Source organism: Streptomyces albidochromogenes, assembly GCF_005981925.1.
GTDB lineage: Bacteria > Actinomycetota > Actinomycetes > Streptomycetales > Streptomycetaceae > Streptomyces > Streptomyces albidochromogenes.
Genome location: NZ_VBVX01000083.1, coordinates 1 through 23,025, shown reverse-complemented (window position 1 = coordinate 23,025; position 23,025 = coordinate 1). Strand labels below are relative to the sequence as shown.

The 23,025-nt window shown below is 71.6% G+C and carries 23 protein-coding genes and 1 riboswitch; of the genes, 6 read left to right on the top strand and 17 right to left on the bottom strand.

Annotation, left to right across the window (positions count from 1 at the left end):
• Positions 1-164 precede the first annotated feature (164 nt).
• From E2E34_RS13745 to clpS, 10 genes are all read right to left on the bottom strand, one after another.
• The gene (locus E2E34_RS13745; protein WP_138902190.1) at positions 165-1,115 is read right to left on the bottom strand and encodes a PLP-dependent cysteine synthase family protein; all 951 of its coding nucleotides are present in this window, start codon (positions 1,113-1,115) and stop codon (positions 165-167) included.
• A complete protein-coding gene (locus E2E34_RS13740; RefSeq protein ID WP_138902189.1) occupies positions 1,115-1,402 on the bottom strand; it encodes a MoaD/ThiS family protein in 288 nt (95 codons plus the stop codon). The genes E2E34_RS13745 and E2E34_RS13740 overlap by 1 nt, the downstream gene beginning before the upstream one ends.
• Before the next feature lie 97 nt (positions 1,403-1,499).
• Entirely contained in the window at positions 1,500-1,610 is a 111-nt protein-coding gene (locus E2E34_RS37120; RefSeq protein ID WP_341870216.1) for a putative leader peptide, read from the bottom strand.
• A 69-nt stretch (positions 1,611-1,679) separates the two neighbouring features.
• Complete coding sequence (locus tag E2E34_RS13735; protein WP_138902188.1) at positions 1,680-2,453, bottom strand: ABC transporter ATP-binding protein; 774 nt, start codon at positions 2,451-2,453, stop codon at positions 1,680-1,682.
• On the bottom strand, positions 2,450-3,502 hold the full coding sequence (locus E2E34_RS13730) for a FecCD family ABC transporter permease (RefSeq protein WP_138902187.1): 1,053 nt from the start codon (positions 3,500-3,502) through the stop codon (positions 2,450-2,452). Before E2E34_RS13730 ends, E2E34_RS13735 begins: the two co-directional genes overlap by 4 nt.
• An 11-nt stretch (positions 3,503-3,513) precedes the next feature.
• Positions 3,514-4,497, bottom strand: a complete 984-nt coding sequence (locus E2E34_RS13725; protein ID WP_138902186.1) for an ABC transporter substrate-binding protein — start codon at positions 4,495-4,497, stop codon at positions 3,514-3,516.
• Positions 4,498-4,538: 41 nt separating this feature from the next.
• Positions 4,539-4,662: riboswitch (cobalamin riboswitch) on the bottom strand.
• 124 nt (positions 4,663-4,786) lie between these two features.
• The gene (locus tag E2E34_RS13720) at positions 4,787-5,203 is read right to left on the bottom strand and encodes a M67 family metallopeptidase (protein WP_138896762.1); all 417 of its coding nucleotides are present in this window, start codon (positions 5,201-5,203) and stop codon (positions 4,787-4,789) included.
• 88 nt (positions 5,204-5,291) lie between these two features.
• A complete protein-coding gene (locus E2E34_RS13715) occupies positions 5,292-6,743 on the bottom strand; it encodes an amino acid permease (protein ID WP_138902185.1) in 1,452 nt (483 codons plus the stop codon).
• Positions 6,744-7,090: 347 nt separating this feature from the next.
• Positions 7,091-7,702 (bottom strand): DUF2017 domain-containing protein, encoded by a 612-nt coding sequence (locus tag E2E34_RS13710; RefSeq protein WP_138902184.1) that lies wholly within the window; start codon positions 7,700-7,702, stop codon positions 7,091-7,093.
• Positions 7,702-8,016, bottom strand: coding sequence for an ATP-dependent Clp protease adapter ClpS (gene clpS, locus E2E34_RS13705; RefSeq protein WP_138896765.1), 315 nt, complete (start codon positions 8,014-8,016; stop codon positions 7,702-7,704). Before clpS ends, E2E34_RS13710 begins: the two co-directional genes overlap by 1 nt.
• A gap of 81 nt (positions 8,017-8,097) precedes the next feature.
• Here clpS and E2E34_RS13700 point away from each other — a divergent pair, with 81 nt between their 5' ends.
• Positions 8,098-9,426, top strand: coding sequence for a nicotinate phosphoribosyltransferase (locus E2E34_RS13700; RefSeq protein ID WP_138902183.1), 1,329 nt, complete (start codon positions 8,098-8,100; stop codon positions 9,424-9,426).
• A gap of 173 nt (positions 9,427-9,599) precedes the next feature.
• Positions 9,600-10,184, top strand: a complete 585-nt coding sequence (locus tag E2E34_RS13695) for an isochorismatase family protein (RefSeq protein ID WP_138902182.1) — start codon at positions 9,600-9,602, stop codon at positions 10,182-10,184.
• 55 nt (positions 10,185-10,239) lie between these two features.
• On the opposite strand, the gene E2E34_RS13690 is transcribed toward E2E34_RS13695, so the two are convergent.
• Positions 10,240-10,554 carry a hypothetical protein gene (locus E2E34_RS13690; protein WP_138898350.1) on the bottom strand — a complete coding sequence of 105 codons (315 nt, stop codon included), beginning with the start codon at positions 10,552-10,554 and terminating at the stop codon, positions 10,240-10,242.
• Positions 10,555-10,676: 122 nt separating this feature from the next.
• Positions 10,677-13,034: an immune inhibitor A domain-containing protein gene (locus tag E2E34_RS13685; RefSeq protein ID WP_138902191.1), complete on the bottom strand. Its 2,358-nt coding sequence runs from the start codon at positions 13,032-13,034 to the stop codon at positions 10,677-10,679.
• A 443-nt stretch (positions 13,035-13,477) separates the two neighbouring features.
• Here E2E34_RS13685 and E2E34_RS13680 point away from each other — a divergent pair, with 443 nt between their 5' ends.
• Positions 13,478-13,819 carry a hypothetical protein gene (locus E2E34_RS13680; protein ID WP_138902181.1) on the top strand — a complete coding sequence of 114 codons (342 nt, stop codon included), beginning with the start codon at positions 13,478-13,480 and terminating at the stop codon, positions 13,817-13,819.
• Here the strand turns inward: E2E34_RS13680 and E2E34_RS13675 are convergent.
• Together E2E34_RS13675 and E2E34_RS13670 are read right to left on the bottom strand one after the other, a co-directional pair.
• On the bottom strand, positions 13,808-14,593 hold the full coding sequence (locus tag E2E34_RS13675; protein ID WP_138902180.1) for an RDD family protein: 786 nt from the start codon (positions 14,591-14,593) through the stop codon (positions 13,808-13,810). The two genes, E2E34_RS13680 and E2E34_RS13675, sit on opposite strands and share 12 nt — an antisense overlap.
• Before the next feature lie 70 nt (positions 14,594-14,663).
• Entirely contained in the window at positions 14,664-16,421 is a 1,758-nt protein-coding gene (locus E2E34_RS13670; protein WP_138902179.1) for an RDD family protein, read from the bottom strand.
• 303 nt (positions 16,422-16,724) lie between these two features.
• Here E2E34_RS13670 and E2E34_RS13665 point away from each other — a divergent pair, with 303 nt between their 5' ends.
• Positions 16,725-17,201 carry an SsgA family sporulation/cell division regulator gene (locus E2E34_RS13665; protein ID WP_138902178.1) on the top strand — a complete coding sequence of 159 codons (477 nt, stop codon included), beginning with the start codon at positions 16,725-16,727 and terminating at the stop codon, positions 17,199-17,201.
• 17 nt (positions 17,202-17,218) lie between these two features.
• On the opposite strand, the gene E2E34_RS13660 is transcribed toward E2E34_RS13665, so the two are convergent.
• A complete protein-coding gene (locus E2E34_RS13660; protein ID WP_138902177.1) occupies positions 17,219-18,586 on the bottom strand; it encodes an FAD-binding oxidoreductase in 1,368 nt (455 codons plus the stop codon).
• A 97-nt stretch (positions 18,587-18,683) separates the two neighbouring features.
• On the opposite strand from E2E34_RS13660, the gene E2E34_RS13655 reads away from it, so the two are divergent.
• Positions 18,684-20,075 (top strand): tetratricopeptide repeat protein, encoded by a 1,392-nt coding sequence (locus E2E34_RS13655; RefSeq protein WP_138902176.1) that lies wholly within the window; start codon positions 18,684-18,686, stop codon positions 20,073-20,075.
• A gap of 43 nt (positions 20,076-20,118) precedes the next feature.
• Here E2E34_RS13655 and E2E34_RS13650 read toward each other — a convergent pair whose 3' ends face one another.
• Positions 20,119-21,051 (bottom strand): phage baseplate protein, encoded by a 933-nt coding sequence (locus E2E34_RS13650; protein ID WP_138902175.1) that lies wholly within the window; start codon positions 21,049-21,051, stop codon positions 20,119-20,121.
• 172 nt (positions 21,052-21,223) lie between these two features.
• A complete protein-coding gene (gene hppD / locus E2E34_RS13645; RefSeq protein ID WP_138902174.1) occupies positions 21,224-22,372 on the bottom strand; it encodes a 4-hydroxyphenylpyruvate dioxygenase in 1,149 nt (382 codons plus the stop codon).
• 144 nt (positions 22,373-22,516) lie between these two features.
• On the opposite strand from hppD, the gene E2E34_RS13640 reads away from it, so the two are divergent.
• A complete protein-coding gene (locus E2E34_RS13640) occupies positions 22,517-23,002 on the top strand; it encodes an Lrp/AsnC family transcriptional regulator (protein ID WP_138902173.1) in 486 nt (161 codons plus the stop codon).
• Positions 23,003-23,025 lie beyond the last annotated feature (23 nt).

Below are 23,025 nucleotides of genomic sequence, written 5' to 3'. Positions count from 1 at the left end.
GTCGCGGACCGCGCGGTGTGGAAGCGGGTCCGGCACCTGGCCCGCTGACGGCGAGCCGTTCGCGCCGAGGGCACGGCCCGCCGCGCCGGGGCCGGCCGCGGGACGCCGGAGGGGCCGAGGGCGTCTGTGGGTCGCCGTCCGGCCCTTCCGGCGTCTGCGGGGCCCTACGCCCAGAGCTGGCCCTGGAGGGTTTCGATGGCCGCCTCGGTGGTGGGTGCCGTGTACACGCCCGTCGAGAGGTACTTCCAGCCGCCGTCCGCGACGACGAAGACGATGTCCGCCCGCTCCCCCGCCTTGACCGCCTTCTTGCCGACCCCGATCGCCGCGTGCAGCGCGGCCCCCGTCGAGACGCCGGCGAAGATTCCTTCCTGCTGGAGCAGTTCCCGGGTCCGCGTGACCGCGTCCGCGGAGCCGACCGAGAAACGGGTGGTCAGCACGGACGCGTCGTACAGCTCGGGGACGAACCCCTCGTCGAGGTTGCGCAGGCCGTACACCAGGTCGTCGTAGCGCGGCTCGGCGGCGACGATCTTGATGTCGGGGAGGTTCTCGCGCAGGTAGCGGCCCACGCCCATGAGCGTGCCCGTGGTGCCGAGGCCCGCGACGAAGTGGGTGATCGTGGGGAGGTCGGTGAGGATCTCCGGCCCGGTGGTGGCGTAGTGCGCGCCCGCGTTGTCCGGGTTGCCGTACTGGTACAGCATCACCCAGGAGGGGTTCTCCGCCGAGAGCTCCTTGGCGACGCGTACGGCCGTGTTGGAGCCGCCCGCCGCCGGGGAGGAGATGATCTTCGCGCCCCACATGGCGAGCAGGTCGCGCCGCTCCTGGGAGGTGTTCTCCGGCATGACGCAGACGATGTCGTAGCCCTTGAGGCGGGCCGCCATCGCGAGCGAGATGCCGGTGTTGCCGCTGGTGGGCTCCAGGATGGTGCAGCCCGGCGTCAACCTGCCGTCCTTCTCCGCCTGTTCGACCATGTGGAGCGCGGGGCGGTCCTTGATCGAGCCGGTCGGGTTGCGGTCCTCCAGCTTGGCCCAGATGCGGACGTCGTCCGACGGGGACAGCCTGGGGAGGCGGACGAGCGGCGTGTTGCCGACCGCCGCCAGTGGGGAGTCGTACCGCATCAGACCATGCCGCCGGCTACGGCCGGGAGGATGGTGACGCTGTCGCCGTCGGCGAGCTTGGTGGAGATGCCGTCGAGGAAGCGGACGTCCTCGTCGTTGAGGTAGACGTTCACGAAGCGGCGCAGCTGGCCGTTGTTCGCGTTGTCGATGAGGCGCTCCTGGATGCCGGTGTGCCGGGCTTCCAGGTCCGCGAAGAGGTCGGCGATCGTCTCGCCGTCGCCCTGGACGGCCTTGGCGCCGTCGGTGTAGGTGCGGAGGATGGTCGGGATGCGGACCTCGATGGCCATGGCTTTCGACTCCTGTCAGGAGGGTGGCGTGAAAGGCGCGCGGCAGTTCGTCCCCCGCGCAGGGGCAAGCGTGTACGTGTGCTGGTTGGCCCGTGGCTCAGGCCGTAGGCGTACAGATGGCGCTGGCGAGCCGGCACAGGTCGACGTGCAGGCGCGCCACGAGCAGCACGGTGCTCGGCGTCGTCTCACTCACGTCGTGGGGAACCATGCGGTCATCGTATAGATTCCCGGCCCGATTGCCGGTATGTGATCTCACATCGTGGTCGAAAAGTGCTCGTCACGTGGACACCGGCAGGTAGACGACGGTCGGCGCACCGGTCGTCGGATGGACGCTGACCTCGGCACTCACTCCGTAGACGGTCCGCAGGAGGTCCACCGTGAGGACGTCCTTCGGCGGCCCGGACGCGACGACTCTGCCCTGGTCCAGGACGTAGATCCGGTCGCAGTAGTACGCCGCGAGGTTCAGGTCGTGCAGGGCGAGCAGGTTCGTGGTGCCGAGGTCGCGCACCAGGCCGAGGATCTCCAGCTGGTAGCGGATGTCGAGGTGGTTGGTCGGTTCGTCGAGGACGACGAGGGACGGCTGCTGGACGAGGGCGCGGGCGGTGAGGGCCCGCTGGCGTTCGCCGCCGGAGAGGGACGGGAAGGCGCGGTCCGCGAGGTCCGTGATGCCGACGCGGGCGAGGGCCCGGCGTACGAGGGTGTCGTCGGCGTCGGTGTCCTGTTCCCAGAAGCGCTTGTGCGGGGAGCGGCCCATGGCGACGACCTCACGGACCGTCAGTTCGAAGGCGGCCGCGCTGTCCTGCGGGACGGTCGCGATGCGCCGGGCGCGGGCCTTGGGGCTCATGGCGTGCAGGTCCTCGCCGTCGAGGAGGACGCGGCCGTGGCTGGGGCGCAGGGTCCCGTACACGCAGCGCAGCAGGGTCGTCTTGCCGCTGCCGTTGGGGCCGACCAGGCCGACGGTCTCGCCGTCGGCGGCGGTCAGGGTGACGTCGTCGACGAGGTGGCGGCCGTCGACGCCGTACGAGAGGCCCTCGGTGGTCAGGGTCGTCACGCGGCGGCTCCGGCGGTCGTTCCGTAGGGCCGGCGGCGCAGCATCCAGAGGAAGAACGGGCCGCCGGTGAGGGCGGTCAGGACGCCGACGGGTATGTCCTGGGGCGCGGCGACGGTACGGGCCGCCAGGTCGGCCAGGACGAGGAAGGCCGCCCCGCCGAGCGCGGCGACGGGCAGCAGCCTGCGGTGTCCGGCGCCGACGGCCATGCGGGCGGCGTGCGGCACCATCAGGCCGACGAAGCCGATCGCGCCGCTGAAGGCCACGAGTACGCCGGTGAGCAGTGAGGCCAGGACGAAGACGGCGGCCCGGAAGCGGCCGGTGTCGAGGCCGAGGACGGTGGCGCCCTCTTCCCCGACCAGGAGGAGGTCGAGCGGCCGGGCGAGGGTGACGAGGACCGCGGTGCCGACGGCGAGGACGGCCGTGGGCAGCGCGAGCATGTCCCAGCGGGCGCTGCCGAGGCCGCCGAGCGTCCAGTGGAGGATCTCCTTCAGGTGGTCGGCGCGGGCCGAGGTGACCATCAGGAGGCTGGTCAGGGCGGACAGGATGTACGAGACGGCCACTCCGGCGAGCAGGAGCCGCCCGGTGGTGAGGGCGCCGCCGCCGCGTGCGAACCCGTACACCAGGACGAGCGAGCCGAGCGCGCCCGTGAACGCGGCCAGCGGGACGGTGACGGTGGTGGCGATGCCCGCGCCGGCGCCGAGCACGATGGCGCCGACCGCGCCGACCGACGCGCCGGAGGAGACGCCGAGGACGAAGGGGTCGGCGAGCTGGTTGCGCACGAGGGCCTGCAGGACGGTGCCGATGACCGCGAGCCCGGCGCCGACGACGGCGCCGAGCAGGACGCGGGGCAGCCGTACGTCGAGGACGATCGTGCGGTACGGGCCGGGCCCGGCGGCGCCGGTGAGGGTCTCCAGCACCTGGGAGGCGGGGATGCGTACCGAACCGAGGGTGAGTCCCGCGACCGCCGCGCAGACGAGCACGGCGGCGAGCGCGGCGACGAGCAGGGTGTAGCGCAGCCGCCCGCGGGCGGCAGGGGTCGCGCAGCTCACGGCCGCCCCCGCTACTTCTTGAGCCCGGGGTGCAGCTGACGCGCGAGCTTGTCGACGGCGGCCGGTGCGCGTACGCCGAGGACCATGTCGGAGAGCGGGAGGACGGCGAAGCGCTTGTTCCTGACGGCGGGGACGTCGGCGAGGGCCGGGTCGTCGAGGAGCCGCCGCTTCTTCTGGGCGACGGGGGTGGAGCCGTAGTCGAGGATGACGATCGCCTCGGGGGCGCGGTCGACGACGGTCTCCCAGGAGGTGTCGGCGAACGGCTTGGGGAGGTCGGCGAAGACGTTCTCCCCGCCGGCGCGCCTGACCATCTCGTGGCCGATGCCGGCGCCGCCGACGGTGGAGGCGGTCTTGTCGCCGCCGTCGTAGACGAAGACCCGGACGGGGTCGGCGCCCGCCAGCTTCTTCTCGGTGGCGGCGTTCCCGGCCTTGGCCTTCTCGATCCAGCGCTCGGCGCGGTCGGACACGCCGAAGGTGCGGCCGACTTCGCGGATCTCCTGGTAGAGGGCGTCCATCGAGGTCTTGCCGTCGGCGCAGTACTCCGTGTTCAGGCGGGAGTCGATGCCGGATTTCTTCAGCGTCTCGCGGCTGCGGCCGTCGCCGGCGGAGAAGGCGGAGGCGTAACCGCCGTACACGAAGTCGGGGTTGGCGGCGAGCAGCTTCTCGTACGAGGGGTACTCCTTGGCCAGCACCGGGGTGGCCTCGTACTCCTTCTCGTACTTGGGCAGGACCTGGTCGTCGAGGTAGGCGGTGCCGACGAGGGACTTGGCGAGGCCGAGTTCCAGCATGACTTCGGTGACGTGCTGGTTCATGGTGACGACGCGGGAGGGGGGCGCCTCGTACGTCGTCTTCACGCCGCAGTTGGTGACGGTGTAGGGGAAGCCGCGGGCCGCTTTCGGCGCGGGCCGGGGCTGTTCGCCGGACGTGGTGCAGGCGGTGAGGGAGAGCAGGGCGGCGGCCACGAGGGCGCGGCGGGTACGCCTGGAACGGAACACGGTGGTGCCTCCTCCGGGGGATGTCCTCGTCCCCTGGTCGGTGGTGCGGGAGGCGGCAGGTCAGTTCCTGGCTTCCAGGCATGGCGGTGGCCATGACCTGGTCACAGTGGCGGGACCGTGCCGGATTCGCACCGGCTTCCTGGGCCCTGCCGCCCGGGTCGTGCACAGTCTGTCACTGGGCCGCGGGGCGTCGTCGTCCGGCCGGGGGCAGTTGGCCCCGGCCGTCAGCCCTGGGCCCGTCGGCGTACGTCCGCGCGCGGGCGCGGGGTGCGGCGGTGGCCGGCGGCGGTCACGCCTCGACCTTGACCTCTTCCTCGGTGATCACGCCGTCCACGATGCGGAACGAGCGGAACTGGAAGGGGCCGGCGTCGTCCGTGTCTGCGGTGGAGACCAGGACGTAGTGGGCGCCCGGCTCGTTCGCGTAGCTGATGTCCGTGCGGGACGGATACGCCTCGGTCGCCGTGTGCGAGTGGTAGATGATGACGGGCTCCTCGTCCCGGTCGTCCATCTCGCGGTAGAGCTTGAGCAGGTCCGAGGAGTCGAACTCGTAGAACGTGGGCGAGCGGGCGGCGTTCAGCATCGGGATGAAGCGCTCGGGGCGCCCGGACCCGGCCGGACCGGCGACCACGCCGCACGCCTCGTCGGGGTGGTCCGCGCGGGCGTGCGCGACGATCTGGTCGTACAGGGCCTGGGAAAGGGTCAGCATGGGCCCCAGGATAAGCAAAGGGCCCCGCCCGTACCGAGGGACGGTACGGACGGGACCACATGCTGGGACCGGGCGGGCCCGGAAGGGATCAGGCCTTCGGCGGGACGCTCTGCGACACCGTCGCGCGCTTCTTCAGCACCAGCCAGGAGACGCCGAGCAGCAGCGCCCACAGCGGCGCGCAGTACAGCGGGATCCGCGTGTCCTCGCCGATGCCCATGATCACGACGACCATGCCGATGAAGAGCAGGGCGAACCAGCTCGTGTACGGCGCCCCGGGGGCCCGGAACGAGGACTTCGGCAGCTCGCCGCGGTCGGACTTGGCGCGGTAGCGGATCTGGCTGACCAGGATCATGATCCAGGCCCACATGCCGGAGATGGTCGCGAAGGAGACGACGTAGTCGAACGCCTCGCCCGGCCACTGGTAGTTGATCCACACGCCGACCAGCATCAGGGCGGCGGAGAAGGACGTGCCCACCAGGGGCAGGCCGTTCTTCGTCAGCTTGGTGAAGACCTGCGGGCCCTGGCCGTTGAGCGCGAGGTCGCGCAGCATGCGGCCGGTGGAGTACATGCCCGAGTTGCAGGAGGACAGGGCGGCGGTGAGGACCACGAAGTTGACGATGGCCGCGCCGACGCCGAGGCCCATCTTCTCGAAGGCCGCCACGAACGGCGAGATTCCCGGCTGGAAGTGGGTCCACGGGACGACCGACAGGATCATGATCAGCGCGCCGACGTAGAAGACGGCGATACGCCACGGGACGGAGTTGATGGCCTTGGGCAGGACCGTCTTCGGGTCCTTGGCCTCGCCCGCGGTGACGCCGACCAGCTCGACGGCGAGGAAGGCGAACATGACCAGCTGGAGGGTCATCAGCGTCTGCCCGATGCCGTTGGGGAAGAAGCCGCCCTGGTCCCAGAGCATGGTGACGGAGGCGGTGTCACCGGCGTCGGAGAAGCCGAGGGTGAGGATTCCGGCGCAGATCAGGATCATGCCGACGATCGCGGTGACCTTGACCATCGAGAACCAGAACTCCAGCTCACCGAAGAGCTTGACCGAGACCAGGTTCACGCAGAAGAGGACGACCGTGAAGATCAGGGCGAAGACCCACTGCGGCTGATCGGTCCAGCCGTCGGTGCCCTTGGTCCAGTACTGCATGTACTCGGAGGCCGCGGTGACCTCGGTGATGCCGGTGACGACCCAGAAGAGCCAGTACGTCCAGCCGGTCACGAAGCCCGCGAAGGGGCCGACGAACTCGCGGGCGTACTCGGAGAAGGAACCGGAGACCGGGCGGTACATGAGGAGCTCGCCGAGCGCCCGCATGATGAAGAAGATGACGAGGCCGGCCATGGCGTAGGCCAGGATCAGGCTGGGGCCGGCGATGGAGATGCCCTTGCCCGCGCCGAGGAAGAGGCCGGTGCCGATGGCGCCGCCGATCGCGATCATCTGGATCTGACGGGCCCCGAGTCCGCGCTGGTAACCCTCGCCGGATGTCGCGCCTTCGGCCTCACTGCCGTCGTGCTGCTTGTCGACCTGCACTGAGGTCATGGTGTGTCGCGCCTTTCTCCATGCCGATCCGGCCTTGAACGGCTCGGATCGACTGTGACGATCCTTTGAGGGGCTCGGCCCCCGGATGTGGAATGGAGTTGCGTGCCGGGGTCAGCCGGCGTCAGCGCCCCCGGGGACAGGGGTGGCGTCCCCGGGCGGTCGTGAAGATTTATCACGCCGGCAACAGTGATCCACTGCGCCCAATGTGGCGCACGCCATGGGAAAAATGGGACAAGTAACGCCTGAGGCCCCAAAAGAGCCCCAGGCGTTAATGCGATCGTTATCCGGATTTGAGTGTCCGTTGAGCGAACACCGAGATCGATATGTCCCGACAGGTCAGGGCATGGTCAGGGCATGAGCGTTTCGACGAGGCTCTCCTGGAGCGCGCCGAGCCACAGGTACGCCATCACCATCGGCTTGCGCGGGTCCGAGTCCGGCAGCCGGTACAGGTCACCGGTCCCGGCGGCGTCGTCGTCGTCCGTGACCTCCAGACGCGTGCCGATGGTCAGCCGCAGGTCGTTGAGCGTGCCCAGCCAGCGCTTGCAGTCGTCGTCGGCCAGTTTGAGCACGGCCCCGCCCTCGCCCCCGGTGGCGAGCGCGTCGAGGCTGCGTACGACGGCGAGCGCGTCCAGGCGCTTGCGTTCGCGCAGGTCGTTCTCGGTGAAGCGCCGGAACTCGGCGGAGTTGGCCCGCACCTCGCGCTCGTGCGCGTCATCGGAATCGGCCTGCGGATCGCCGTACGCGTCGGGGAAGAGCCGGGCGAGCGCGGGGTCGGACGGCGCCTCGCTGGGCCCCTCCGCGAACAGCGCCGCCAGCGGGTCCTCACCGGCCGCCGGCTGGTCGCCGGGACCGACCAGTTCGAGCAGCTGTACGGCCAGGCTGCGCAGGATCGAGATCTCGACCTCGTCGAGCGCGACGGCCACGCCGCCGCCGGGGATCTCCTCGAAGAGCCCGGCCATCAGCCGCGGTCCTGCGTGAGGGTCGCCCAGAGTCCGTAGCCGTGCATCGCCTGCACGTCGCGCTCCATCTCCTCGCGGCTGCCGCTGGAGACGACCGCGCGGCCCTTGTGGTGGACGTCCAGCATCAGCTTGTGCGCCTTGTCCTTGGAGTAGCCGAAGTACGTCTGGAAGACATACGCGACGTAGCTCATGAGATTGACGGGGTCGTTGTGGACCAGCGTCACCCAGGGGACGTCGGGTTCGGGGACGGCGAAGGTTTCCTCGGCCGATTCCGGGCGTTCGATCTCTGCGGGAGCCGTACTCACTTGTCCCATGGTGCCACCCGGGAGGTGCCGTCGCACAAACGGCCACGTAGAAATCGTCACTCTGACGAGATTGGCGGTAGCATCTTTGCCATGAACACTGCGGACCTTGGCCTGCCGGTGGATGTGCCGTCGACAGCGCTCTTCACCGACCAGTACGAGTTCACGATGCTCCAGGCCGCCCTCAGGGCCGGCACCGCCGACCGGCGCTCCGTCTTCGAGGTCTTCACCCGCAGGCTGCCCGAGGGGCGCCGGTACGGCGTCGTGGCCGGCACCGGGCGGGTCCTGGACGCCGTGGAGAACTTCCGCTTCGACGCGGGCGTGCTGGGCTTCCTACGGGAGCGCGCGATCGTCGACGAGCCGACGCTGGAGTGGCTCGCCTCGTACCGCTTCACGGGCGACGTGTGGGGCTATCCGGAGGGCGAGGTCTACTTCCCGGGCTCCCCCATCCTGCGCGTCGAGGGCAGCTTCGCCGAGTGCGTGCTGCTGGAGACCGTGATCCTCTCGATCCTCAACCACGACTCCGCCATCGCGGCCGCCGCCTCCCGGATGGCCTCCGCCGCGGGTGACCGGCCGCTGATCGAGATGGGCGCCCGGCGCACGCACGAGCTGTCCGCCGTCGCCTCGTCGCGCGCGGCGTACGTCGGCGGATTCACCTCCACCTCCGACCTCGCGGCCGGCTTCCGGTACGGCATTCCCACCGTCGGCACCAGCGCGCACGCCTTCACCCTTCTGCACGACAGCGAGCGCGACGCCTTCCGGGCGCAGGTCGCCTCGCTCGGCAGCGGTACGACGCTCCTGGTCGACACGTACGACGTCGCCGAGGCGGTCCGTACGGCTGTCGAGGTGGCCGGGCCGGACCTCGGGGCCGTCCGCATCGACTCCGGCGACCTGCTGCTGGTCGCCCACCGGGTGCGCGACCAGCTGGACGAGCTGGGCGCCACCGGCACGAGGATCGTGGTGACCAGCGATCTGGACGAGTACGCCATCGCCTCGCTGGCGGCGGCCCCGGTCGACGCGTACGGCGTGGGCACGCAGCTGGTCACGGGCAGCGGGCACCCCACCTGCTCCATGGTCTACAAGCTGGTCGCCCGGGCCGGCTCGGCGGACCCGGCGGCCCCGCTCCTGCCGGTGGCGAAGAAGTCGACGGGCGGCAAGACCTCGATCGGCGGCCGCAAGTGGGCGGCCCGCCGCCCCGACGCCCACGGCGTCGCCGAGGCCGAGGTCGTGGGCACCGGGCCGGTACCGCCCGGGCTGGCGGACCGGCAGCTGCAGATCGAGCTGATCAAGAGCGGCGCGGTCGTGGCGCGCGAGCCGCTGGACGACGTACGGCAGCGGCACATCACGGCGCGCGCGGGCCTGCCGATGTCGGCGGTCCAGCTGTCCAGGGGCGAGCCGGTGATCCCCACGGAGTACGCATGAACGGGGGGTGAGCGGGCAGCGGCAGGGCGGAGGCCGGGCGTCCGGACCGCCGCCGGCCCTAGCAGCCAAAGGCCCCCTGCCGCAAGGCCGTTGGAATCTCTACTCTCGAACCAACGCCCGCACAACAGGACACGAACCCCCCGCCGACGCATCCCCACCGAAGGGCCCCCGCCATGCACCGCGCCTTGATCGTCGTGGACGTCCAGAACGACTTCTGCGAGGGCGGCAGCCTCGCGGTGGCGGGCGGCGCCGACGTCGCCGCCGCCATCACCGAGCTGATCGGCGAGGCCCCGGCCGGGTACCGCCACGTCGTGGCCACCCGCGACCACCACGTCGACCCCGGCGACCACTTCTCCGCCAACCCGGACTACGTCCACTCCTGGCCGGTGCACTGCGTCGCCGGTACGGAGGGCGTGGGCTTCCACCCGAACTTCGCTCCGGCCGTCGCCTCGGGCGCCATCGCCGCGGTCTTCGACAAGGGCGCCCACGCCGCGGCGTACAGCGGCTTCGAGGGCGCCGACGAGAACGGGACGGGGCTGGCCGACTGGCTGCGGGAGCGCGGGGTGAGCGAGGTCGACGTGGTCGGCATCGCCACCGACCACTGCGTCCGGGCGACGGCCCTGGACGCGGTCCGCGAGGGCTTCACCACGCACGTCCTGCTCGACCTCACGGCCGGCGTCGCCGAGGCGACGACGGAGCGGGCTCTGGAGCAGATGCGCGAGGCGGGCGTGGAGCTGTCCGGGAAGCCGGTGGTCTGACCGGTGGTCCGGCGGACGGGCCGCCGGCGCGGCCCACCGGCGGCCCCCCGCCCGCTCAGGCCGGGCGTACGGGCCTGAGCAGCGCCCGTATGGGGTGCCAGAGCTCCACCGTCTCCTGCGGCGCCGTGCGCCACAGCAGCCCGTCCGGGTGGTGCAGTACGGCGGTGATCTCGTCCGGCGTCGGCGGGTGCGCGTTGCCCCGCAGGTAGACGGCCCGCAGACCGTGGTTCCGCAGCCTGGTCAGGGCGCGGGCGCGGTTCACCGAGTGGACCAGGACGCGGACCTTGCGGCCCTCGGACTCCGGGCTGGGCAGCGTGAGCGCCACCACCACGCTGCCGCCTGGCAGCCGTACGAAACCTCCACCGGACATGCCGATCAATCCCCCATGAGACGTCGTGTCAACAAGAACTGGTCAAGAGGCATCTAAACGCGATCGGCCGCCGCCCGCTAGAGGGCGACGGCCGATCATGCTCTGACCTGCGGTGTTACGAATTACTTGGTCGAGGGACCGACCTTTACGGTGATCGTCGAGCCGTTCTTGGGCTCGCTGACGATCGCGATACGGGTGTTGGTGTCAGGAACGTCCACACCGCCGGTCGGGTTCTCCTTGTACCAGTACGTCCCCTTGCGGTCGTCGAAGACCGGGACGCCCTTCTGGGACGCGAGCTTCAGCGGCACGTTCGCGCTGTGCAGCGTGAAGCGGTCCGTGCGGTACTTGCTGAAGGTGGCGTCGTAGGACTGGATCTTGTTCCGGAGGAGCTTGCCGTCCGCCCACTTCAGCGGCTTGGCGTGCGCGTCGACCGGCAGGATCAGGCCCTTGCCGGGGTGGGCGCTGGTGTTGTTGTCCTTCTGCGAGGTGTCCCACAGCCAGATCATCAGGCCGTTCTGGTACGGGTAGTGCTCGACCCAGCTCGGCCGGTCGGGGGCGAACCCGAAGTTGTACGGGCCGACCTTGAGGGTCTTGTCGTACGACACGTACTGACGGTTCTCGGCCAGGTAGTACTGCCCGTAGTCCTTGGTGAAGGACTCGCCGATGCGCGAGAAGCCCTTCGCCGTCCAGCCGTTGTCGTCACCCTCCGCGTTGTCGGTGAACACCGGCTTGCCGTCGGCGGTCACCGTGATCGCGTCGGCCGCGAAGCCCTTGCCGCCCGCGCCGCCGTCCGTCTGGTAGCGGAAGCGCAGGTCGATCTTCTTGCCCGCGTAGGCGTCGAGCGGGAAGGCGAGCTTCTTGTACGCGCCGCCCACACCGGTCAGACCCGGCTTGTCGGCGGCGTCGCGCGGGAGCGCCTTGCCGTCGGCGGTGCCGTCGACCGCGTTCCAGGTCTTGCCCGCGTCGGTCGAGACCTCGGCGTACAGCCAGTCGTAGTTGGCCTCGATGTCCCACCAGCCCTGGAGCGACAACTCGGCCTTGGCCTTGCCGGTCAGGTCCACGGAGCGGGTCAGGGTGTTCTTGAGGTCGTCGCCCATGTCGCTCCACCACTGCTTGGAGCCCTCGGCGGGCTTCACGACAGTCGTGGTGACGGGCTTCTTGGGCAGCTCGACGAGGAGCGCCTGCGGGTTCTTGGTGTTGTACGCCGAGACGCCCAGCTTGTGCTTCGACTTCGTCGCGGCCTTCGCCTCGTCGTAGTCGAGCCAGCCCAGCTGGAACTTGTCCCAGGCGGTCATGTCGCCGGGCAGGTCGCCGATCTCGTTCTTGCCCTTGCCGAGCCAGGAGCCGGCCGACATCAGCGACCAGAAGCCGACGCCGTTCTCGCCCTTGCCCGAGGTGTCGTACAGGTCGGGCAGGCCCAGGTCGTGGCCGTACTCGTGGGCGAAGACGCCGAGGCCGCCGTTCTCGGGCTGCATGGTGTAGTCGCCGACCCAGATGCCGGTCTTGCCGATCTGGGTGCCGCCGGCCGGGTTGTTCGCCGGGCCGGTCTTGCCGGCGTCGGTGCCGTACGCGTACCAGCGGTGCGCCCACAGGGCGTTCTCGCCCTGGGCGCCGCCGCCCGCCGACTCGTCCTCGCCCGCGTGGACGATCTGGAAGTGGTCGATGTAGCCGTCGGGCTCGTTGAAGTTGCCGTCGGTGTCGAAGTCGTAGCGGTCCCACTGGTCGTAACCGGCGAGCTGCGACTTGATCTGGGCGTCCGTGCGGCCCTTGGCCTTCTGGTCGGCGGCCCAGGCGGTGACGCCGTCGCGGACGGTGTCCCACACATTGGCGCAGTTGCTGTCGCCGCAGTAGTTGGAGCCGTAACGGGCCTCGTTGTAGTCGACCTTGACCCAGTCGGAGACCTCGCCCTCGACCGAGTAGCGGCCGGAGGAGGTCTTCTCGTAGTACGTCTTGAGGGAGTCCTTGCCCTTGCCCTCTCCGAAGTACAGCTCCTGGAAGTGCTTCTGGTCGTAGTCCTTCTGCCAGGCCGTCGAGTTGTCCTCGGAACGGTCCGGCTCGGCTATCCGGTTGTGCGCGGGGCCGGGCTCGCCGCCGTACTTCTTGACGGGCGGCTCGGGGCCGTCGCCGTCCGGGTCGAACAGGGTGGTGTCGTCGACCTTGTCGCCGAACTCCACCAGGATCGTGAAGATCTTGTCGGTCTTCTCGCGGCCCAGCTCGACGTACTTCTTGTCGTCGAGCTTGACGACCTTGGACGCGCCGCGCTTCTGCACGGTGGCGTCCCCGGCGACGACCTGCTCCAGCGCGGCCTTGCGCTCCAGTTCCTGCTGCTTGCTGAACGGTCCTTCGAGGTCGTGCTCGACGTGCCCCTTGGCGGGCGCCGGGTCGCGGCGCTCGATACCGGCCTTGTCCGCCGCGCTCACAGGCTTCTCGTCAGCCTGAGCGGTGGCGAACGCGGAGGCCGTCGCGGCGGTCGCGGCCATGGCCACGACTACGGCAGCGGCTCTGATCCGCCCTCGGTTGGTGGTCACTTGATGATGTCCTCCCCCGCGGGCCGCGTCAGCACGGAAGAGGGTGAGGGGTATTCCGGGCGCGGCGCGCGTCTCAAGTGACGACATTCGACCGGAGTTGCCGAAGAAAAGACAGACCTTGACTTGGACAGCTCAATTGCACTATGCAGAAGTGCAGTTCCGGATACCGGACACTTTCGGGTCGGTCATCGGGTCAGTCACCGGCCGGCCGCAGGGCGCGTCGATCCCACCAGATGGGACGCGGAATGACTCCGTGCGCCCCCGATGCACCGGCACCGTGGGTTAGGTCACGCTTACTGCCGGTTCCGTGCGGGCACTCACCGTCGTAGAGTCGCCTGAAGTGCGACCCGGTTGAGACAGACCCCCCTACCGCTGCTCCGAGGACGGAAATCGCCATGCCGCGTCCGACTGCCGCACAGTTCGCATACGGTTCAGCCACCGTCGTCTTCTCGACCATCGCCATGCTGCTGCTGTCCGGGACGGCGACCGGCATCGGGGTCGCCGTCATCGCCCTCGCGGCGCTGGCCCTGGGCCTGCTGGTCTCGCTGACGGTGCCCACGGCGAAGGCGGCGCGCACGGTTCGCGACGCGAACGATGCGGCCGCCTCCGGCACGCCCACCGAGGCCGCCCGGCCCGAGCCGGCCGGGTCCGACGCCCGGGTGCCCGGCCCGCGCTCCGTCTCCGCGCGGTCCTCGCGGGCCCACTCGGCGGTCGGCGGGCACTCGCTACGTGGTTGACACCACCACCGTCTTGGCCGCCTTGTCGTGCAGGCCCTGCTTGTAGGGCTTGTCGACCAGGACCATCACCAGGTTGATGATCCACCACAGGCAGAAGCAGCAGATCAGTGCCGGCACCCACAGGACGACGGCCCGCAGCAGCGACGCGTTCGTCTCGGGGATCATGCCGCTGTTGAGCATGGCGACGCGCAGGTTCATCAGCCGCTTGCCCACGGTCCGGCCGTCCTTGGCCGTGAAGTAGGTGTCGTAGCCGATGTACACGACCATCGTGACGAGCTGCCAGATCAGCGACTTGCCGTCGGACATGGTCGAGACTTCGTCCCAGTCGTCGCTGTTGTAGCTGTCGAACATGCCGAGCAGCCAGCCGATGAGCCCCAGCGGCACGCCGACGATGAGGATGTCGACGATGCGCGCCGCGATGCGCTTTCCGGTGGGTGCGAGCGGTGGCATCCCGGCGAGCGGGTCAGCGGCGCCGCCGCTGTAGGGCGGGGGCGGGGTGCCGTACGGGCCGCCGCCGTAGGGGTCGCCGTACGGCGATCCGCCACCGGGTCCTGGGCCGGCGGGGCCACCGGGGCCGGCCGGTCCGCCAGGTCCGCCCGGTCCGGTGGGTCCGCCCGGCCCGCCGGTGTCGTACGGGCCGCCGGTGTCGTACGGGCCGCCGCCGGACGGGGGCGGCGGTGGGGGCGGCGTCGACGGCGGCTGGTCCGGAGGGGGCTTCTTGCGGAACGGGTCGTCGTCGGACGGCTGGCCGGGCGGCGGCTGGTCGGTGCTCATAACGGCAGTCGACCGCGCCCGCCCGCCGCCCGCATCCGGTCGGGTGCCGTTCGGGGGACCTGGCTGCCCGTCAGTCCCCCGCGACGAACGTACGAGCCGCCTTGTCGTGCCAGCACTGACGCCACGGGCGGTCGAACAGGCACCACGCGGCGTTGACGATCCCGATCGCGAGGACGCCGAGCACGCCGTACACGAGCCAGCGGCGCAGCGCCGGGCCGAACGTCGGGGGCTCGTGCGCCTCGATGTCCCGTACGTGCATGCGGCACAGCTTCTTGCCGAGCGTACGGCCCCACTTGACCGTCGGCAGCACCTCGTACACCACTCCGAGCAGGAGGTACGCGCCGAGCACGATGCCCAGGTAGCCGGCGGTGGTTCCGTCGAGCAGCCACACGGTCACGGTCTCGCCGGACAGCTTCGCCGCCTCGATCTTGTCGTCGATGTGGGCGAGCGCCGCCGACACGAGGGGTACGGCGATCGCGCCGACCGCGGCGCCGAGGACGACGGTGTCGATGAGCCGTGCGGCCAGCCGCTTGGCGAGGCCGGCGGGCCTGGCCGCGGCCTGCGCCTGGGCGGCCTGCAGGAACGGGTCGCTGACCGGCGGCTTCCACGGCACCACGGGCGGCGCGCCCGCTTCCTCCTGGTCCGGCTGCGCCAGCTGGTGCACCTGCTGCGCCCAGGAGGCGGCCCCGCCACCGGCCCCGGCGGAGACGGGAGCGGCGGCTCCGGCACCGCCCGGCCCGGCGGGCTGTGCGACGGGCGTGCCCTGGGCGGCGGCGTGGGGGGCCTGGCCCTGCCCGGCGGCGTGCGGTGCCTGCGCCTGGCCCGGGACCTGCCCCTGCGCGGGGGCGTGGCCCTGGGCCGCGGGCTGCGGCCGGCCTGGGGCCTGGCCCTGCGCCTGGCCCTGCCCGGAGGGCTGCGCCTGGCCGGGCACGTGCCCCTGGCCGGGGGCCTGCCCCTGGCCGGGGGCCTGCCCCTGGCCAGGAGTGCGTCCCTGGGTGGCGGCGCGGCCCTGGCCCGCCGCGTGCGCCTGGCCGGGGGTCTGGGTCCGGCCCGGGGTCGCGGGGCGGTTCTGGTCCGGGAGCTGGGGGCGGTTGGCGCCCGGGGTCATGGTGCGGATGGCCATCGTGCCGTCGGCCCGGGTCGTGCGCGGGGACTCCGCGCCGCCCCGGCGCAGGGCCCGGATGGTGACCGTGCCGTCGTCGGGAGGCGAGGCCCGGCCGGGCGTGCGGACGCCGGGGAGCGCGCCGCCGCTGGGGTCGTCCCCGGCGCCGCGCGGGTCGCGTTCGCCGGCCGCCGCCGGGGCGGCCTCCGGCGCGGAGCCGCCCGTACGCCGGAGGTCGACGCCGCCGCCACCGCGACGCTGGTCACCGGGGGCGCGCCGGGGGTCCGCCGAGCCACCGGAGGCGGAACCGGACGTACCGCCGCTGTCGCCGGGAGCGGACGGCGTGCTGCCGTCGGCGGCCGGGGTCGCGGTGGAGCCCCAGGAGACGCGGCGGTCGCGGTCGCCGCCGAAGCCGGTCTGGCGGGACGTGTCCGCCTGCCAGGCGGACGCCGGTTCCGGGGTGTTGCCGTGCAGGTGCGCGCCTTCCGGTTCCTCGTCGAAGAAGACCGGACCGGTCTCCTCGACGGCGGGCACCGGGGCCGGGGCCGGGGCCGCCGCGCCGGCGGGCGCGGCCGGCAGTCCCTCGCCGTCCGCCGGGGCGGGGCGACTGGTTCCGGGCACCCAGGACGCCCCGTTCCAGAACCGGACGTAGCCGGGGATGGACGGGTCGGGATAGTAGCCAGGAGTGGGGCTGCTGTCGCCGCTGGCCGGGGTGGGGGCGCTCATCACCGTGTCCCGTATCTAGTCGATGGCCTCGTTATCGAGGTCCACATCTATCAGACCGCCGCGACGCGCCGGGCCGGTCCCGGGCGAAGCACTTCTTTCCGGGCATCCGCGGGGCCTGTCCGTGGTATGCCCGCCATCTGCCTCGCGCCTGGCGACCCCCGCATCGTCGTTCGTCTCCCGCGCCTGAGCAAGAAGCGGGCCGAACTCGCCGCCCGAAGTCGCGTAATGAGCGCACGCGAAGCCGCTCTCTCCCGGTGAGGCCCGCCCAAGGGGCCGCCCGACCGGAGAGGAACAAACGATCCGATGCACACCGTGGTGGAACGCGAACTCGAACTGAACCTGGTGCTCTCGCCCGAGCGCAGCATCCCCGTGCCGGCCCGGCTGGCCTACCGCACGGACGACCCGTACGCCGTGCACATCACCTTCCACGTCGGCTCGGACGCCCCGGTCGGCTGGACGTTCGCCCGCGAGCTGCTGGTCGAGGGGGTGTTCCGGCCGTGCGGCCACGGCGACGTACGGATCTGGCCCGCCAAGATCGACGCGCGCAGTGTCGTCTGTGTGGCGCTGACGTCGCCCGACGGGGACGCCCTGCTGGAGGCGTCGTCCCCGGTCGTGTCCGCCTGGCTGGAGCGGACGCTGGTGGCGGTCCCGCCCGGGACGGAGTCCGGGCGGCTCGGCCTGGACGAAGCGCTGGCCCGCCTCCTGACGCCGACCCCGGCCGACGACCTGTGGCTGAGCGACCCGTGGCCGTCGGACGAGTCCGGCGAGGGCGAGGCGTGAGGCGGCGGCGCCGGGGCTCAGAGGACCTTGCCCGGGTTGAGGAGACCGAGCGGATCGAACGCCGCCTTGACGGACCGCTGCAACTCCAGTCCCACCGAACCGAGTTCGCGCGCCAGCCAGTCCCGCTTCAGTACGCCGACTCCGTGCTCGCCGGTGATGGTGCCGCCGAGCTCCAGGCCGAGCGCCATGATCGCGTCGAAGGACTCGCGGGCGCGCCGCGACTCGTCCTCGTCCAGGTGGTCGAAGCAGACCACCGGATGCGTGTTGCCGTCGCCGGCGTGCGCGCACACGCCGATGACCAGGTTGTACTTCTCCGCGATGACGGCGGTGCCCTCCAGCATCGCGCCGAGCTTCGAGCGCGGCACGCACACGTCGTCGATCATCGTGGCGGACTTGACCGCCTCCAGCGCCGTCAGGGACACCCGCCGTGCCTGGAGCAGCAGTTCGGACTCGGCGACGTCGTCGGCGGGGACCACCGCGACCGCGCCGGCGGCGGTGCACAGCTCCCCGACGGCGGCGAGGTCGGCGGCCGGGTCGGCGGTGTCGAAGGCGGCGAGCAGGAGCGCTTCGGTGGACTCGGGCAGGCCCATGCCGGTCAACTTGTTGACGGCGCGCAGGGTCGTACGGTCCATGAGCTCCAGCAGCGAGGGGGCATGACCGCGCGCCATGATCTCGCACACGGCGTCGCAGGCGGCGCCCGCGGACGGGAACTCCGCGGCGAGCACGAGCTGCCGGGGCGGGGCGGGCTTCAGCGCGAGCACCGCCTTGACGACGATCCCGAGCGTGCCTTCCGCGCCGACGAACAGCCGGGTGAGGTCGTAGCCCGCCACGCCCTTGGCCGTGCGGCGCCCCGTGCGCAGGAGCCGGCCGTCGGCGAGTACGACGTCCAGTCCCAGCACGTACTCGGCGGTGACGCCGTACTTCACGCAGCACAGCCCGCCCGCGGCGGTGCCGATGTTGCCGCCGATGGTGCACATCTCCCAACTGGACGGGTCGGGAGGGTAGGAGAGGCCGTGCTCGGCCACGGCCCGCGAGAGGACCGCGTTGATCACACCCGGCTCGACCACGGCGATCCGGTCGACCGCGCTGATCTCCAGGATCCGGTCCATCCGCTCCAGCGACAGCACGACGCAGCCGTCGCTCGCGTTGGCCGCGCCGGACAGTCCCGTCCGGGCGCCCTGCGGCACCACCGGCACCCGCAGCGCGGTGGCGGTGCGCATGACGTGCTGGACCTGCTCGACCGTGCGCGGCAGGACCACGACGGCGGGGGCTCCCGCCGCGCAGAATCCGGCCATGTCGTGGGCGTACGACGCCATGACGTCCGGATCGGTGATCAGCGTCCGGGCCGGGAGGCCGGCACGCAGCCGTTCGAGAAGATCGTCCATGCTCCCAGCGTGTCACTCGGGGCCATCGGTGTGAACCCGTCGCCGATCCGCTTCGCGGGTCGGGGCGCGCTCGTAGTACTGGCGCACAGTGAGCGGCATGGAGAGCGAACAGCGGGCGAAGCGGCGGTGGCCGCGCGCCGTGCTCGCGGGCGTGGCGGTGCTGGTCGTCGCGGGGGTCCTGACCTCGCAGTGGCTGGGCGAACGTCCGCCGCCGGCGCCGGGGCCCGTGGGGCGGGCGATGGCCGCCGTCGAGGCCGTGGGCGCCGGGGCACCCGCCTCCCCCGCCGATCTGACGGCGCTCATCGGTGAGCGCGAGTCCTGGCTGCGCGCGCACCCCGAGGACGAGCGCTCCTGGTCGGTGCTCGGCTCCGCGTACCTGGAGCGGGGCCGCTGGACGGCCGACGCCAACGACTTCCCCCGGGCGGAGATGGCGCTGCGCCACTCGCTGTCCGTACGCCCGCGGGCGAACCCCGACGCCCTCGTCGGTCTGGCCGCGCTCGCCCACGCCCGTGGCGACCACCGCGCGGCGAAGAAGTGGGGCGAGGCGGTCCGCAAGCGGTCACCCAGGCGCTGGACGGCGTACCCGGTCCTCATCGGCGCGTACACGCAGCTCGGCGAGCAGGCCGCGGCGGGCGAAGCGGTGGAGAAGCTGACGGCGCTGCGCCCGGGGGCGGCGGCGCGGCGGCTGGCGGCGGAGGTGTACCGCAGCCGGGGCTGGCGGGAGGACGCGGCGGCGACGCTGGCCGACGCGACGGCGCTGGCGGGCTCCGCCGCGGAGCGGGTGACGGGGCTGCACGCCATGGGCGACCTGGCGTGGGAACGCGGCGAGCCGCAGGAGGCCCTGGGCCACTACGAGGCCGCTCTGCGCACCGATCCCGGTTACGGCAGGGCGCGGGCGGGCCGGGCACGGGTCATGGCGGCGCTGGGCCGGCCGGCCGACGCGGAGGTCGACTACCGGGCGGCGCTCGCGGACGTACCCCTGCCGGAACTGCACCTGGAGTACGGCGAACTGCTGGAGTCCCAGGGCCGCGGGGGCGAGGCGAAGGAGCAGTACGCGTTCGTACGGGAGGCCGTGGCGCTGCGCCGCAAGCTCGGCGGAAAGCGCGACGAACTGCTGTTGGGCCGCCTCGACGCGGACCACGGTGATCCGGCCGCGGCGGTGCGGCGGCTGCGGGCGGAGTGGCGGCGCCACCCGAACGCGCACGTCGCGGACGGCCTGGCGTGGGCGCTGCACCGCCGGGGCGGCGCGAAGAACAACAAGGAGGCCCTGAAGTACGCCCGCAGAGCGACGGAGCAGGGCCTGCGCGACGCCCAGTTCTTCTGCCACCTGGGCATGGTCGAGCGGGAGGTGCGCAAGTACGGTGCGGCGAGGCGGCATCTGGAGGAGGCGCTGCGGATCAACCCGGCGTTCTCCCCGCTGCTGGCGCCGAAGGCCCGCGAGGTGCTGCACGCTCTCGGGGAGTCTGCGCACCGGGGCCCCCGCCGCTGAGCCGGCCCGCGTGTGGCGTCTGCGCCGGGCCCGGCCGGTGCGGTCATCCGTGCTGCTTGTAGTAGATCGAGTACCGGCGCGCGCCCGCCTCCCCCGACGCGAAGCCCATGCACAGCCGGGGTTTGCCGGTGCGCCGTACGGCGAGGCCCTCCGGCTCGCGGTAGTCGAGGGAGTAGCCGGCCTTCGTACGGGTCCGCTGGACCATCTCGCCGGTGCGGATGTCGATGCAGGAGACGTACGTGTTGCCGTGGCCGGAGCGGGGGTTGCCGGCTCCGTACGGCTCGCCGGCGAGCTGGTAGAGGTAGTTGCCGTACAGCGCGAAGCCCTGGAAGTCGATGTCCGGGTCGGGGTGCGCGGGGGCCTGTGCGAAGTCGTGCAGGGGATCGGAGAAGTCGCCCGCGACGGCGCGGGCGAGCGGGAAGACGCGGTAGCGGACCTCGCCGTCGAGGCGGTGGCGGACGGCGATCCGCTTGCGGCTCATGTCGACGGACGGCTGGTTCGCGGTCGAGCCGGGGACCGGGTAGCGGGTGGTCTCGGCCGAAACGCGCCGCACCTGCCGGTCCTTGAAACGGAACCGGGTGATGCCGCGCCCGAAGGCCCCGCTGTCCGCCGCCCGCCCGTCGGACTCGGTCCAGATCCAGGTCGCGCCGGCCGCGTCCCGCTCGACGCCCATGCCGACGCCGTGCCCGTGGCCGAGCAGGTACATGTGTCCCAGCCGGGCGCCCTTGAGGTCGAGCCGGTTCAGGCACATGTCGCCGCGCCGGCGCCGCTCGGTGCCGGTGTACGTCCGGGACTCGCCGGGGAGCCTGACGCCGCCCTGCATGACCTGGAGGACGTACAGCCGCTGCCGGGAGTCGTCGAAGGCGAAGGACTGGAGGACGGTGGTCTGCCCGAGCCGCTTCTTCCAGTGCCATCTCTTCGACGGCACCGCCAAGTCGATGCGCTCATCACTCGTGCTCGCACTGACACTAGTCATGGCCATGACTCACGATAGCGACCCCGCGCACCCCCCGTCAGGGGCGCGCGGGGCAGCGCACGCAGCACACGCGGCACAGGAAGCACGCGCGGCGCGGCCTCGGGTCATGAGCGCGCGGCGCGGCCTCCCGGAGTGCACGGCCGGCCCGCCCCGGGGCGGGCCGGGCGCGGCATCAGAGGTTGCCGCGCTTCTCCTGCTCGCGCTCGATCGCCTCGAACAGGGCCTTGAAGTTGCCCTTGCCGAAGCCCATCGAGCCGTGCCGCTCGATCATCTCGAAGAAGACGGTCGGCCGGTCCTGGACCGGCTTGGTGAAGATCTGCAGGAGGTAGCCGTCCTCGTCGCGGTCGACGAGGATCTTCAGCTCGCGCAGCGTCTCGACCGGCACCCGGGTCTCGCCGGCCCACTCGCCGAGGGTGTCGTAGTACGAGTCGGGGGTGTCCAGGAACTGGACGCCGTTGGCCCGCATGCTGCGCACGGTCGCGACGATGTCGTTCGTGGCGAGCGCGATGTGCTGGACGCCGGCGCCGCCGTAGAACTCCAGGTACTCGTCGATCTGCGACTTCTTCTTCGCGATCGCGGGCTCGTTGATCGGGAACTTCACCTTCAGGGTGCCGTCCGCGACGACCTTCGACATCAGGGCGGAGTACTCGGTGGCGATGTCGTCGCCCACGAACTCCTTCATGTTGGTGAAGCCCATGACCTTGTTGTAGAAGGCGACCCACTCGTTCATTTTGCCGAGCTCGACGTTGCCGACGCAGTGGTCGATCGCCTGGAAGGTGCGCTTGGCCGGCGGCTCGACCATCGGGTCGACGGCGACGAAGCCGGGGAGGTACGGGCCGTCGTAACCGGAGCGGTCGACGAGGGTGTGCCGGGTCTTGCCGTACGTCGCGATCGCGGCCAGGACGACGACGCCGTGCTCGTCCTTGACCTCGTGCGGCTCCTCGATGCCGCGCGCCCCGTGCTCGACGGCGTAGGCGTACGCGGCACGGGCGTCCGGGACCTCGATGGCCAGGTCGACGACGCCGTCGCCGTGCTCGGCGACGTGCTCGGCGAGGAAGCGGCCCCGGTCGGTGGAGGGCTTGATGACGGAGGTGAGGACGAAGCGCGCGGCGCCGTTGGTCAGGACGTAACTCGCGGTCTCGCGGCTGCCGTTCTCCGGTCCGGAGTAGGCGACGAGCTTCATGCCGAAGGCCGTCGAGTAGTAGTGCGCGGCCTGCTTGGCGTTTCCGACGGCGAAGACGACCGCGTCCATTCCCTTGACCGGGAAGGGGTCGGCCTCGCGCGCGGTGCTGGGGGTGGTGTGCTGCGTGGTCTCAGTCATGGCGGCAGACTCTCTCCGTATCGCAAGCTGCGCAATAGTTCGCGGAACCACTGGGCAATCTGCCTACCGGAACGCCAGAATGAAGAGGCGATCTGTACAGGATGACCAGAGTCATCGCGAGGTTCCGGGAAGCAGGCGGCACTCATGCCCACCGACGGTATCGACGAACTCGACGGCCGGCTCATCGTGCTGCTGGCGCGCGAGCCGCGCATCGGCGTCCTGGAGGCCTCGCGCCGCCTCGGGGTGGCGCGCGGGACCGTGCAGGCACGGATGGACCGGCTTCAGGCCAATGGGGTGATCCGCGGCTTCGGGCCGGACGTCGACCCGGCCGCGCTCGGTTATCCGGTGACGGCGTTCGCGACCCTGGAGATCAAACAGGGCCAGGGGGCCGACGTACGGGCGCATCTGACGACGGTGCCCGAGGTGCTGGAGCTGCACACCACCACCGGTCACGGCGACATGCTGTGCCGCCTGGTCGCCCGCTCGAACGCCGATCTTCAGCGGGTGATCGACCGGGTCGTCGGGTTCGAGGGCATCGTGCGGGCCTCGACGGCGATCGTCATGGAGAACCCCGTACCCCTGCGGATCATCCCGCTGGTGGAGCAGGCGGCGGTGGACGGGGCCGGCTGACGCGGGGACACGAGGGCAGGGAG

Bases quoted from the DNA above. Each gene is read 5' to 3' on its own strand.
- E2E34_RS13745 (WP_138902190.1), bottom strand. From the start codon at position 1,115: ATGCGGTACGACTCCCCACTGGCGGCGGTCGGCAACACGCCGCTCGTC.
- E2E34_RS13740 (WP_138902189.1), bottom strand. From the start codon at position 1,402: ATGGCCATCGAGGTCCGCATCCCGACCATCCTCCGCACCTACACCGAC.
- E2E34_RS37120 (WP_341870216.1), bottom strand. From the start codon at position 1,610: ATGGTTCCCCACGACGTGAGTGAGACGACGCCGAGCACCGTGCTGCTC.
- E2E34_RS13720 (WP_138896762.1), bottom strand. From the start codon at position 5,203: ATGCTGACCCTTTCCCAGGCCCTGTACGACCAGATCGTCGCGCACGCC.
- E2E34_RS13715 (WP_138902185.1), bottom strand. From the start codon at position 6,743: ATGACCTCAGTGCAGGTCGACAAGCAGCACGACGGCAGTGAGGCCGAA.
- E2E34_RS13710 (WP_138902184.1), bottom strand. From the start codon at position 7,702: ATGGCCGGGCTCTTCGAGGAGATCCCCGGCGGCGGCGTGGCCGTCGCG.
- clpS (WP_138896765.1), bottom strand. From the start codon at position 8,016: ATGGGACAAGTGAGTACGGCTCCCGCAGAGATCGAACGCCCGGAATCG.
- E2E34_RS13700 (WP_138902183.1), top strand. From the start codon at position 8,098: ATGAACACTGCGGACCTTGGCCTGCCGGTGGATGTGCCGTCGACAGCG.
- E2E34_RS13695 (WP_138902182.1), top strand. From the start codon at position 9,600: ATGCACCGCGCCTTGATCGTCGTGGACGTCCAGAACGACTTCTGCGAG.
- E2E34_RS13690 (WP_138898350.1), bottom strand. From the start codon at position 10,554: ATGTCCGGTGGAGGTTTCGTACGGCTGCCAGGCGGCAGCGTGGTGGTG.
- E2E34_RS13685 (WP_138902191.1), bottom strand. From the start codon at position 13,034: ATGGCCGCGACCGCCGCGACGGCCTCCGCGTTCGCCACCGCTCAGGCT.
- E2E34_RS13680 (WP_138902181.1), top strand. From the start codon at position 13,478: ATGCCGCGTCCGACTGCCGCACAGTTCGCATACGGTTCAGCCACCGTC.
- E2E34_RS13675 (WP_138902180.1), bottom strand. From the start codon at position 14,593: ATGAGCACCGACCAGCCGCCGCCCGGCCAGCCGTCCGACGACGACCCG.
- E2E34_RS13670 (WP_138902179.1), bottom strand. From the start codon at position 16,421: ATGAGCGCCCCCACCCCGGCCAGCGGCGACAGCAGCCCCACTCCTGGC.
- E2E34_RS13665 (WP_138902178.1), top strand. From the start codon at position 16,725: ATGCACACCGTGGTGGAACGCGAACTCGAACTGAACCTGGTGCTCTCG.
- E2E34_RS13660 (WP_138902177.1), bottom strand. From the start codon at position 18,586: ATGGACGATCTTCTCGAACGGCTGCGTGCCGGCCTCCCGGCCCGGACG.
- E2E34_RS13655 (WP_138902176.1), top strand. From the start codon at position 18,684: ATGGAGAGCGAACAGCGGGCGAAGCGGCGGTGGCCGCGCGCCGTGCTC.
- E2E34_RS13650 (WP_138902175.1), bottom strand. From the start codon at position 21,051: ATGACTAGTGTCAGTGCGAGCACGAGTGATGAGCGCATCGACTTGGCG.
- hppD (WP_138902174.1), bottom strand. From the start codon at position 22,372: ATGACTGAGACCACGCAGCACACCACCCCCAGCACCGCGCGCGAGGCC.
- E2E34_RS13640 (WP_138902173.1), top strand. From the start codon at position 22,517: ATGCCCACCGACGGTATCGACGAACTCGACGGCCGGCTCATCGTGCTG.